Origin of the sequence: Xenorhabdus stockiae, from assembly GCF_002632825.1 — a bacterium.
GTDB classification, from domain to species: domain Bacteria; phylum Pseudomonadota; class Gammaproteobacteria; order Enterobacterales; family Enterobacteriaceae; genus Xenorhabdus; species Xenorhabdus stockiae.
Window position 1 is genome coordinate 150,062 of sequence record NZ_NJAJ01000008.1, and the last position, 11,253, is coordinate 161,314.

The 11,253-nt window shown below is 41.7% G+C and carries 11 protein-coding genes; 4 read left to right on the forward strand and 7 right to left on the reverse strand.

Going from position 1 to position 11,253, the window contains the following annotated elements; translation table 11 throughout:
* Positions 1–27: 27 nt before the first annotated feature.
* Both tilS and Xsto_RS05775 read left to right on the forward strand, forming a co-directional pair.
* Entirely contained in the window at positions 28–1,398 is a 1,371-nt protein-coding gene (gene tilS, locus Xsto_RS05770) for a tRNA lysidine(34) synthetase TilS (RefSeq protein ID WP_099124352.1), read from the forward strand.
* 824 nt (positions 1,399–2,222) lie between these two features.
* Positions 2,223–2,672 carry a hypothetical protein gene (locus Xsto_RS05775; RefSeq protein WP_099124353.1) on the forward strand — a complete coding sequence of 150 codons (450 nt, stop codon included), beginning with the start codon at positions 2,223–2,225 and terminating at the stop codon, positions 2,670–2,672.
* Between the two features lie 111 nt (positions 2,673–2,783).
* Here the strand turns inward: Xsto_RS05775 and rof are convergent, their stop codons facing one another.
* Positions 2,784–3,050: a Rho-binding antiterminator gene (gene rof / locus Xsto_RS05780; RefSeq protein ID WP_099108896.1), complete on the reverse strand. Its 267-nt coding sequence runs from the start codon at positions 3,048–3,050 to the stop codon at positions 2,784–2,786.
* A gap of 313 nt (positions 3,051–3,363) precedes the next feature.
* Between rof and nlpE the strand changes: the two genes are divergently transcribed.
* Complete coding sequence (nlpE, locus tag Xsto_RS05785; protein ID WP_342210365.1) at positions 3,364–4,053, forward strand: envelope stress response activation lipoprotein NlpE; 690 nt, start codon at positions 3,364–3,366, stop codon at positions 4,051–4,053.
* Between the two features lie 98 nt (positions 4,054–4,151).
* Here the strand turns inward: nlpE and proS are convergent, their stop codons facing one another.
* The 6 genes from proS to metN all read right to left on the reverse strand — a co-directional run bounded on the left by proS (position 4,152) and on the right by metN (position 10,115).
* Entirely contained in the window at positions 4,152–5,873 is a 1,722-nt protein-coding gene (gene proS / locus Xsto_RS05790; RefSeq protein WP_099124355.1) for a proline--tRNA ligase, read from the reverse strand.
* A gap of 233 nt (positions 5,874–6,106) precedes the next feature.
* Positions 6,107–6,823: a tRNA (N6-threonylcarbamoyladenosine(37)-N6)-methyltransferase TrmO gene (tsaA, locus tag Xsto_RS05795; protein ID WP_099124356.1), complete on the reverse strand. Its 717-nt coding sequence runs from the start codon at positions 6,821–6,823 to the stop codon at positions 6,107–6,109.
* Between the two features lie 34 nt (positions 6,824–6,857).
* Positions 6,858–7,253, reverse strand: coding sequence for an Rcs stress response system protein RcsF (rcsF, locus tag Xsto_RS05800; protein WP_099124357.1), 396 nt, complete (start codon positions 7,251–7,253; stop codon positions 6,858–6,860).
* A gap of 241 nt (positions 7,254–7,494) precedes the next feature.
* The gene (locus Xsto_RS05805) at positions 7,495–8,310 is read right to left on the reverse strand and encodes a MetQ/NlpA family lipoprotein (RefSeq protein ID WP_099108891.1); all 816 of its coding nucleotides are present in this window, start codon (positions 8,308–8,310) and stop codon (positions 7,495–7,497) included.
* Positions 8,311–8,437: 127 nt separating this feature from the next.
* Complete coding sequence (locus tag Xsto_RS05810; RefSeq protein WP_099108890.1) at positions 8,438–9,091, reverse strand: methionine ABC transporter permease MetI; 654 nt, start codon at positions 9,089–9,091, stop codon at positions 8,438–8,440.
* Entirely contained in the window at positions 9,084–10,115 is a 1,032-nt protein-coding gene (gene metN, locus Xsto_RS05815) for a methionine ABC transporter ATP-binding protein MetN (protein ID WP_099108889.1), read from the reverse strand. Before metN ends, Xsto_RS05810 begins: the two co-directional genes overlap by 8 nt.
* A 188-nt stretch (positions 10,116–10,303) precedes the next feature.
* Here metN and gmhB point away from each other — a divergent pair, with 188 nt between their 5' ends.
* Complete coding sequence (gene gmhB / locus Xsto_RS05820; protein ID WP_099108888.1) at positions 10,304–10,870, forward strand: D-glycero-beta-D-manno-heptose 1,7-bisphosphate 7-phosphatase; 567 nt, start codon at positions 10,304–10,306, stop codon at positions 10,868–10,870.
* The last annotated feature ends 383 nt before the right edge of the window (positions 10,871–11,253 follow it).

Below are 11,253 nucleotides of genomic sequence, written 5' to 3' on the forward strand. Positions count from 1 at the left end.
TCGGTCTGAAAAAAGAGTTTATCCACAATGAATAATATCTATGAGCCTCTGATGCTGAAATTAGCTGATCAGATAGGGGAACATAAAAAATTTTTAGTCGGGTTTAGCGGTGGATTAGATTCCACCGTTCTGTTGCATTTACTGGCTCGTCTGCGTCAACAAGCTTTGCAATCATGCAGTGATAAACAGAACGCATTCACATTAAGGGCAATTCATATTCATCATGGTTTAAATATAAAAGCAGATGAATGGGTTGCTCACTGTCGTCAGATTTGTGCAGATTGGCAGGTTGATTTTTGTGTTGAAAAAGTGTGTTTGGATAGCCGTAAAAAAGGTATTGAAGCCGCCGCTCGTGATGCCCGTTATCAGGCTTTTAAACATGAATTGCGGCAAGGGGAAATTCTGTTAACAGCACAACATCTTGACGATCAGGCTGAAACATTTTTGCTGGCATTAAAGCGGGGAAGTGGTCCGGCTGGGTTATCTTCCATGCCTGCTGCTATGCCTTTTGCTGAGACAACATTAATTCGCCCATTGCTGAATATTAGCCGGGCAGAATTAGAACTCTACGCGCAGGAACACAGGCTAAAATGGGTTGAAGATGATAGCAATCAGGATGATCGTTATGATCGCAATTTCCTGCGTTTGAATATCATGCCGTTACTCAATCGGCGTTGGCCACACTTTTCGCAGGCGGTTTCCCGTAGTGCAGATTTATGTGGTGAGCAGGAGCAATTGCTGGATGAGTTGCTTGAGGAATCGTTAAATGCACTGATAACCCCGGAAGGATCAATGTCTATTCTGCCACTGGAGACATTTTCTGAGGCGAAACGTAATGCACTATTGCGTCGATGGCTCAGCCGGTACGGAGTGAAAATGCCATCACGTGAACAGCTTCAGCGAATTTGGGCAGAAGTGGCTCTTTCCCGGCAGGATGCCGAGCCGAGTTTCAGATTGGGGCAGCTTGATATCCGTCGTTATCGTCAGCATTTATGGTTGGTTCCTCAGTACCAGTCGCTTTCTGGTATTGTTATTCAATGGAATACAAAGCAGGAACTGCAATTACCTGATGGGCTGGGAGTGCTTTTCATTTCTGAAGATAAGGAAACTGAAAGAGAGGCCGTTAATATCAGGTTACCGAGGAATGATGAACGGGTTACGATCCGCTTTGGCATTCAGGCAAATATCAGCATCGTAGGGCGGCAACATTCCCGCCATAGCAAAAAATTATGGCAGGAGTTTGGTATTGCTCCCTGGCTCAGGGAAAGGACACCGTTACTCTATTATGATGACAAACTTATTGCAGCCCTGAATGTTTTTGTAACGAAAGAGGGGCAATGTCTGGCTGATGAACGGCAACTTTCCGTTTTGTGGCAGAAAACTGTGCCTGCTACTTAGTGACTCAATCGTTGTAGTTTGGTGGAGTAAGGCTTTAAGAGATTACATCAGAAATGGTGTAATCTTTTTTATTAAGTAAATTCAATATACTGAACCAATTTATCTTGGTTAATATGTATGTTTGAAATAATTTAATGTTGAAAATATATAAAATTGTACTAAATTTTAAAATATAAGATCATTCTGTATGCAAAAGTAGATTTCAAATTTAAAAGAGGCGGTGTTGTCAGAGTAGAAAGTAGTTAATTAAAATTAAAAATCGGTTTTAAAGGTGAATCAATGAAATTGGATTATTAATATGGTAATACAGGATTTAAATTAATTTAAAAATAACACATGGTGTAAAGCTGGTGGAAAGGATAATTGAATAAATAATATCAATGTTATTTTAAAATAATATTCTTTATGATGCTGATTTTGATATTCAGAGTTTTATATTGGAGAGTTCTGTTACCTCAAAGAGTTAGTAGGAGTGGAGATGAGAACAGTGCATCTGGCTGGGGAGTATGTTGCGGAAGCTGTGTTGCCTCTGATTATGAAAAACTAATAAATGAGATAACGGATTACTTTTCTCAGATAGATTCTGTAGCAAGAGGGATAGTATGTCTTAACAAAAACAATATGTGATTAGGGGTTTTTAGCGGTATTGGAATATCGACAGTTATTGGTGGTGCACGTAAATGTGTTTTGGGTAATGCCCAATAAGGTTATTTTTTTATTGAGTTTTAAACTCCAGATTATAAATAAAAATAATATTTTTATAATCTTATAAAATAGCAAGTTTATCTTAGATGATTATTTTTTTGTGAAATTAGGAATTAATTATGAAAAAATATAACTGGTTGATATTAATATTTACAGTGATGATTTGCTCATGTTCAACTAATGCAGTAGATGGAGGAAAAAAAATTGCATCTGTTGAGAAATCTGAACGCTTTTTAAATCCAAATGTTTTTACAGTTGACAATATGAGTGAATGTGGCCGTGGCTATGTGGCTGGGGTATGGTCAAATGGTAATAGTTGGAATGATTGGGCTGTTTGGTTATCCCCAACAGGGAAATGGAGTGATAATGCTCAAATATATTGGGCATATGGTAAGTTAGATACTGACTATGATAGTGGAAAAAATGCTTATGCAACTATCTTGGCTGCTCAGGCTAGTGGGCAGATGGTCGCGCTCTTGGACGACCAGATTGGGTTTCGGTGCAATGATTGGGGATCAGGTGCAAATAGAGGACCTCAATTCAATTCAGTGCAAATTTGGTTTCCATAACGATAACAATGAAAAAATTGACTTCACAATGACAAAAGTCCTCAAATTACATGAGGACTTTTTGTTATTTAATAATACCTTGTTGTGTAGTAAACGTGTTAACTACGTCATTTACAATGAAGAATGCTCAACAACAATCGTGCCAATTTCTGGATTACTGAAACTGATAATGTGATCCAATCTTAACTCACGGGTTTCTTCACTTGATTCTATGAGAATATATTCGACTTTTTTTCTCAAAATCAATTTAGTCGCTTTTCCTTCAAAAATTTCACCACCACGCAGCTGAACGTGTAAATGAAGCTGGTGTTGGCAAGCTAGCTCAAGGCTTTCATAATCATCACAGTTAATGGGTTGATATTCAGTATCTATAGACATATTCGCTCACCACTATGTTAGTGGCGGTTATCGTGCCGCCCGCGATTGACCAAACTCAGATGCAAAAAAATGCTACCTACGACTATAGCACAGTAAGTTTTTCCTGATGACTGTGACTATATAAGTTTGTTGAGTTACATTGAAAAAGCCAGTAGGTTAAAGCCTAACCTTATCATTAGGCAACAAAATTACGTCATATTAGCGGGTTTTGCACTGTGTATTTTGAGATACGGTAAAGTAATGTCAAAGCTGTTCATGTCTTATGTGGAACTCATGTTAAAACGGGACTTTCTGCTGCACTTATTGGATGAAAATGATGAATAAGAACATATTGCTTGCTTTGGTTGCATCGGGTGTACTGACTGCGGTTGGATGTCAGACTAATCCTCCTGTACATCAGGTTGATTCGACATCCCCCAATAAATTTACAATCAACGAGAAAGTGTTTAAAGGCGTGATACCTTGTGCTGATTGCGCAGGTATTGAAACTACCTTACAACTTGCGAAAGATGGTTCGTATATTCTGGAACAAACTTATCTGAAATTGGGGCAAGAAGAGCCTTTTTTTGATACAGGGCATTGGATCGTCAACGGTAAAAAAATAAACCTGACCAGTGGAGAAGAAGGTAAAAAAGCGTATTACCAGATGAAGGGAGAAAATCTGGTTATGCTGGATATAAATGGTGAGCCAATCCAGTCCAAATTGAATTATGAACTGACAAAAGTCACTCCTCAAAAACTGTCTGGAGAATATATCTATTTTGCAGATAGTGCGACGTTTACGGAGTGCCGTACAGGGAAACGCTACGATGCATCGGAAAATATCGATCTGGAGAGGGGTTACAGCGCAACAGGTGTTGAAGGTGGCAAGCCTGTTTATGTTGAAGTAGAGGGATATTATACGCTTCGCCCTTCAATGGAAGATGGATTGTTTGATAATGCACTCATTCAGACAGGTAAAATCCATTTTGATAAGTCCTCTTCCTGCCAGACTAAAAAGTAAGCGGCGATAGAAAATATTCTGACATACAAAAAAACCTGCGCACTGAGTACGCAGGTTTTTTATTACTGACTTTGCCTGATAGCAAGATCAAGGCTTAATCATGATTGTTTGATATTATTTTTCAGGTAGTCAACCACGTCTTCCAGTTTCAGCATCTGCTTATCACCGGTACGACGGTATTTGTATTCCACTTCGTCGTTATCGAGATTGCGATCACCAATAACGACAGTATGTGGGACACCCATTAATTCCATATCGGCAAACATGACGCCCGGACGTTCTTTGCGATCATCTAAAATGACATCAATGCCACTAGAACGTAAGTCTGCATAAAGCTTTTCTGCTACTTCTTTGACACGATAAGATTTATGCATGTTCATTGGCAAAATGGCTACCTGGAATGGGGCAATGGCATCTGGCCAGATAATACCGCGATCATCGTGATTCTGTTCGATAGCCGCCGCGACAATTCGGGTGACACCAATTCCGTAACATCCCATAGTCACAACCTGATTATGACCATCTTCGTTCTGTACGGTAGCTTTCAGTGCATCTGAGTATTTGGTGCCGAGCTGGAAGATATGGCCGACTTCAATACCACGCTTGATCAATAACGTGCCCTGACCATCGGGGCTGGCATCACCTTCAACCACATTACGGATATCTGCAATTTCTGGCAGAGGAAGATCACGTTCCCAGTTAATACCGAAATAGTGTTTATCATCAATGTTAGCGCCCGCACCAAAATCACTCATGACAGATACAGAGCGATCAATAATCACAGGCATAGGCAGATTAACAGGGCCTAAAGAACCAGGGCCGGCGTTGACGATAGCCCGGATTTCTTCTTCTGTTGCGAATTGCAGTGGACTTGCGACTAAGGCCAGTTTTTCTGCTTTGACTTCATTTAATTCATGATCACCACGAACCAACAAAGCAACCAGTTTGTGTTCGCTTTCTTCTGCAGCATGAACAATCAGAGTCTTGACCGTTTTTTCAATCGGCAGGTTGAACTGTTCTACCAGTTCCGCGATGGTTTTCGCCTTTGGTGTATCCACCACACGCATATCTTCTGTCGGAGCAGCGCGTTCTGCGGATGGCATAACAGCTTCAGCCAGTTCAATGTTAGCGGCGTAGTTAGACTCTGTGGAGAAAACGATATCATCTTCACCGCTGGCAGCCAGAACCTGAAATTCGTGAGATGCACTACCACCAATGGAACCTGTGTCAGCCAGGACAGCGCGGAAATCCAGCCCAATGCGGGTAAAGATCTTACTGTAAGCATCGTACATCTTATCGTAAGTCTCTTGCAGGGATTCCTGAGTGGTATGGAAAGAGTAAGCATCTTTCATGATGAATTCGCGTGAGCGCATCACGCCAAAGCGTGGGCGAACCTCATCACGGAATTTGGTTTGGATCTGATACAGACTTAGTGGCAGCTGTTTATAAGAAGTCACTTCATTGCGAACCAGATCAGTGATGACTTCTTCATGGGTTGGCCCCAGAACAAAAGGACGGGCACCACGATCTTCAAAACGCAGTAATTCCGCACCATATTGTACCCAACGACCACTTTCCTGCCATAAATCTGCTGGCTGAACTACCGGCATGGAAACCTCAACCGCCCCGGCATTATTCATTTCGTCACGAACAATGTTTTCAACTTTTCTCAACACGCGGACACCGGTTGGCATCCAGTTGTACAAACCTGAAGCGAGTTTACGGATCATTCCTGCACGAAGCATCAGTTTATGACTGACTACTTCTGCATCAGCAGGCGTCTCTTTCAAAGTAGACAGCAAATATTGGCTAGTACGCATAGTAAGTTTCCATTGGACAGCAAATTGCTTCTAGGTGGCAATGAAGACAGAGCCACCGAACCCAAAAATAAAGTAAACCGTTAGTCTACCAGTGAGTTTGTGATGTCAAAAGGAGTTTTATCCCTTTCATCTTTCAAATTGTCTCTTTGTTGGCTGCACTCACTCACCCCAGTCGCATAGTTATCTATGCTCCTTTGGATTCGTTCCCTTGCCGCCGCGATACAATTCAAAATCTATTGGGGATAGCGGAGTTCGATAGAAACTACTTCTGTTATGGCACCATTAATTAACCAACGGACATTAAAATCCAGAATATGAGCAGCGTATATGCGGTTTTCCTGCTCTTTTTTGCGGTAGGCCGGACGCGGATCCTGAGCCAGAATCTGGCAGATAAAGCGTCGTAATTGCGGATAACTTACCTGATGGCATAAAAGTTGATGTTCTGCGTTTGAAGAAAAACAGACCTCCATATCTGTATTGGGTGCTTCCTGAGCAAACCCTGCTTTGGCATCAGGGCGTGATTCAGCAAAAGGCAGATAAGGTTTAATATCGAGTACGGGAGTTCCATCCACCAGATCCAGACTGCCAAGTTGTAGCAGCACGCGATTGTTCTGATAATCAATCCCTTTCAGTTCAACTAAAGACATCCCAATCGGATTAGGGCGGAAAGTTGAGCGGGTGGCAAATACACCCATTTTGGCATTGCCGCCTAAGCGGGGAGGGCGAACCAGCGGGTTCCAACCTCCATTCATCGTTTGGTGAAAAACGAAAACAATCCATAAATGGCTGAACTGTTCTAATCCCCGTACAGCATCCGCCTGATTATAAGGAGTGAGCAATTCGAGTTGCCCTGTGCCATCTTCCACCAAACCCGGCTGACGGGGAATGGCAAACTTCTCTTTATAAGGAGAATGAATGGTTCCTATTTGAGTAAAATGAAAATCTGCCATGAGCCTTTTTTAGTACCAAATTTATAATGAATATTTAATTCGTGGTTCTTATTGCTGTACCTTCGCAGATAGCTATCTGGTAACAGCCCTGGCCAGACATAATGGCACATTGGTGAAGCAAGACGGCGTTAGCATTCAGGCGGGAGGCTTTTGCCAGCATCTTCTGCCGTGCAGTTGTGATACTGGCCGGAGGATCCTGAAATGTATTACGACAGGATTCACCAGCAACAATACCAAGATCTTTAAATGGTGAGCCCAACAACTCATCTGGTTTTTTATAAAGCCGGACATAAGTTGCCTCTTTATTTCTGAGAGCTGGGTATTGTTCAGCTTCAGAGCCTTGTCTGTCAGTTTTATTAATCTGAGTTGGCGATGATGAAGTACACCCAACTATAAAAAGCACCATGAAACAGACAGGTAACATACGCATTGAGCTTTATCCTTATTACGGTTGCATCAGTGAGTGTGGGATTAATTCCAATATATCCTTCGTCTTTCAAGTTGCCTCTTTGTTGGCTGCACTCACTCATCCCCGGTCACATAGTTAGCTATGTGACCGGGGATGAACTCGCTTGCCGCCGCGATGCAATTTGAAAACCATTGGGTATAAAAAGGGGCGGATATCTTTATCCGCCCCAGAATTTTAATCTTGATTGTCTAAATATGAAAGATTACCAGCCTTTTATTGCTCCGCCCTTGAAGACTTTCTGAGCTTCCTGCTCAACTTCAGGAGATTGGTAGGCTTTCACAAATTTTTGTACATTTTCAGCATCTTTATTATCTTCACGGCTTACGATGATATTCACGTAAGGTGAATCTTTATCTTCAACAAAAATCCCGTCCTGTTCTGGTGTCAGACCAATCTGCCCGGCGTAAGTATTATTGATAAGAGCCAGCGCGATTTTTTGATCGTCCAGAGAACGAGGTAGCTGTGGTGCTTCCAGTTGAACAATATCCAGTTGTTTAGGGTTACTGGTGATATCCAGAATCGTTGGCAGCAGACCAACACCCGCTTTCAATGTGATAAGACCCTGTTTTTGTAATAACAACAGAGCACGGCCCTGGTTGGTCGGATCATTCGGGATAGCAATTTGAGAACCATTCTGAAGTTCATCCAATGATTTTATCTTTTTAGAGTATGCAGCCATTGGAAAGATGAAAGAGTTACCCACAATCGCCAGTTTATAGTGACGTTCTTTTATCTGCTGATCTAAATAAGGTTTGTGCTGGAAGACATTAACATCAATGTCTCCTTTGCTCAGTGATTCGTTTGGCAGTACATAATCATTGAATGTTGTCAGTTCAACATCAAGGCCATATTTCTCTTTCGCTACTTTTTTCGCGACTTCAGCAACTTGTAATTCAGGCCCTGCAATAACACCGACTTTAATATGGTTTGGATCTCTCGGTTCCTGACCACAGCCAGTAAGTGCTAGTGTGCCTAATAAAGCCCCGATGACGGCAATGGATTTCAATTTCACTGACATATTTTTACCCCTATTGAATACTGATTAAATAACCTGTCTTATTAAATTATCGTACTACTATAGTGAGGCTTTTGAATGTAAGCCCTAATAATAGGTGCCGATAATGGCACCTTTTGTTGAAATAATCTTATTTACGATTTACAGCCTTAACTAAATAGTCGCCGCCTAACTGAATCAGGAAAACCAGAACAACTAATAATGCGAGTACCGTATTCATCACCGTTGCATTGTAGCCAATATAGCCATATTGATAACCAATCTGACCGAGACCACCCGCACCGACAGCGCCACCCATCGCTGAGTAACCAACCAACGTAATCAGAGTAATTGTGGCCGCGTTGATCAAACCGGGTAATGCTTCAGGTAACAAAATCTTTTTCACAATCTGAAGTGGAGTCGCGCCCATTGCACGTGCCGCTTCAATCAACCCTGATGGGATTTCTAATAAAGCATTTTCCACCATACGGGCAATAAAAGGTGCTGCACCAACCGTTAAAGGAACAATCGCGGCTTGTAATCCGATTGACGTTCCTACAATCAGCCGGGTGAATGGGATCATCCATACCAGTAAAATAATGAACGGAACAGAGCGGGTAATATTTACCAGCGCAGAAAGAATACGGTATAGAGTACCATTTTCTATGATTTGACCAGGACGAGTGACATACAAAAGCACTCCCGCTGGTAAACCAATCACGAAGCCAAAAAAGCCGGAAACAAAAGTCATCACGAGAGTTTCCCAGACTCCTTTAGCTAATAATAAAATCATTCCTTCAGACATAACCGAGAACCTCTACTTTCACATGATGCTCTTTTAAAAACGTAATTGTTGATTCAATGCTGCTGTTCTCACCATCCAATTCAGCCAGCATAACCCCGAACTTAACCCCACCGGCATAGTCCATCTGAGAACTCAATATGCTGATATCGATATTAAAACGACGAACTGCCATGGAAATTAATGGAGCATCAACTGATTTACCTGTAAATTCCAGTTTCACTAATGGGCATTTATCCGATGCAGGTTCAGACTGCAACTTTTGCAGATAATCTTCAGGTATATCCAAATGTAACGTAGACTGAATAAACTCCTGAGCCACAGGCGTTTTCGGATGGGAAAATATCGCGCTGACCACATCCTGCTCAATCAACTGCCCACCACTGATAACGGCAACCTGATCACAAATGCGTTTAACAACATCCATCTCATGGGTAATCAGCAGGATGGTTAACCCTAAACGACGATTAATGTCTTTCAATAATTCCAGAATAGAACGGGTTGTTGCGGGATCTAATGCGCTGGTGGCTTCGTCACACAAAAGGACTTTGGGTGAATTTGCTAAGGCGCGGGCAATGGCGACACGCTGTTTCTGTCCACCAGATAAGTTAGCTGGATACGCATCATGTTTCTCAGAAAGACCAACCAGCTCTAGTAATTCACTGACTTTTTTCTTTATTTCTGCTTTTGGCGTGTTATTCAGTTCTAAAGGTAATGCCACATTGCCAAATACTGTTCTGGATGACAGTAGATTAAAATGCTGGAAAATCATGCCAATATGACGACGGGCACGAGTCAGTTCACGCTCAGAAAGAGAGGTTAAATCTTGCCCGTCAACCAGTACCTGACCAGAAGTAGGGCATTCAAGCATATTCACGCAGCGGATTAATGTACTTTTCCCTGCCCCAGAAGAGCCAATAACACCATAAATCTGCCCTTGGGGGACATGCAGGTTGATATCAGAAAGGGCATTTATAGAGCGCGTTCCTTGTTGAAATACTTTATTTACCTGGTTCAGTCTTATCATTTTTATGCTTTTTCTCTTATGAGATATAAAAGTGAATAACTTGAAAGCATTTGCAACAAGTCATGAATTGATGTGGATGTTAAGGCGTCTAGACGTCCAAGTCAACTAGGAATAAATTAAATGCTGCATTCTCATTCACTGACAAATCATGCGATACTGTCGACTTTGTACATTCTTGGAGCAATCAGGTGACTCAAGGTATTCCCGCTGTATTTTTAGATCGTGACGGCACAATTAACATCGATCATGGGTATGTTCATGAAATAGATAATTTTCAATTCATTGATGGCACGATTGAAGCCATGCTTGAGTTGAAAAAAATGGGTTATGCACTGGTATTAGTAACAAACCAGTCTGGGATTGCCAGGAAAATGTTTACGGAAGATCAATTCTTGCAGTTAACAGAATGGATGGATTGGTCATTGGCAGACCGGGGTGTTGATCTTGATGGTATCTATTATTGTCCGCATCATCCAGAAGCAAGCGACGAACACTATAAAAAGACGTGTGATTGTCGTAAGCCACAACCGGGTATGTTATTTGATGCACAGAAAACACTGCACATTAATATGGCGGCTTCTTATATGGTAGGAGACAAAATAGAAGATATGTTGGCAGCGAATGCCGCCGGTGTTGGTACTAAGGTCCTTGTGCGTACAGGAAAACCAGTAACAATAGAAGCAGAACAGTCTGCTGATTTGGTTATTAATAGCCTTTCCGACCTGCCAAATGTGATAAAAAATAGGCAAAAATAGCCTTTTGGATTAAATTGTAAGCGCTTGAAAAAGAAATTGTAAAAAACGCTTGCGTAAATTCTAAGGCTCCCTATAATTCGCATCCGTTGTCACGACAAACACACAAACAAGTCGAGATGACAAGAGTTGAAAGCCGCGAAAATAAAGGCTTGACACTCTGAGAGGAAAGCGTAAGATACGCAGCCTCGCAACCCGGAAGACGCTTCCGGTTGCCACCGCTCTTTAACAAATTAATCAGACAATCTGTGTGGGCACTCGCAAGACACTATCGACAGCCGAAAGGCAAAAAAAGATTAAAGTCTTGAAGAGTGACTGAAACAGTTAATTCATTACGAACTAACAGTAACGATTCTTTGAGCATCAAACACTTTTAATTGAAGAGT

Bases quoted from the DNA above. Each gene is read 5' to 3' on its own strand.
- nlpE (WP_342210365.1), top strand. From the start codon at position 3,364: ATGATGAATAAGAACATATTGCTTGCTTTGGTTGCATCGGGTGTACTG.
- rcsF (WP_099124357.1), bottom strand. From the start codon at position 7,253: ATGCGTATGTTACCTGTCTGTTTCATGGTGCTTTTTATAGTTGGGTGT.
- Xsto_RS05775 (WP_099124353.1), top strand. From the start codon at position 2,223: ATGAAAAAATATAACTGGTTGATATTAATATTTACAGTGATGATTTGC.
- proS (WP_099124355.1), bottom strand. From the start codon at position 5,873: ATGCGTACTAGCCAATATTTGCTGTCTACTTTGAAAGAGACGCCTGCT.
- rof (WP_099108896.1), bottom strand. From the start codon at position 3,050: ATGTCTATAGATACTGAATATCAACCCATTAACTGTGATGATTATGAA.
- tilS (WP_099124352.1), top strand. From the start codon at position 28: ATGAATAATATCTATGAGCCTCTGATGCTGAAATTAGCTGATCAGATA.
- tsaA (WP_099124356.1), bottom strand. From the start codon at position 6,823: ATGGCAGATTTTCATTTTACTCAAATAGGAACCATTCATTCTCCTTAT.
- metN (WP_099108889.1), bottom strand. From the start codon at position 10,115: ATGATAAGACTGAACCAGGTAAATAAAGTATTTCAACAAGGAACGCGC.
- Xsto_RS05810 (WP_099108890.1), bottom strand. From the start codon at position 9,091: ATGTCTGAAGGAATGATTTTATTATTAGCTAAAGGAGTCTGGGAAACT.
- Xsto_RS05805 (WP_099108891.1), bottom strand. From the start codon at position 8,310: ATGTCAGTGAAATTGAAATCCATTGCCGTCATCGGGGCTTTATTAGGC.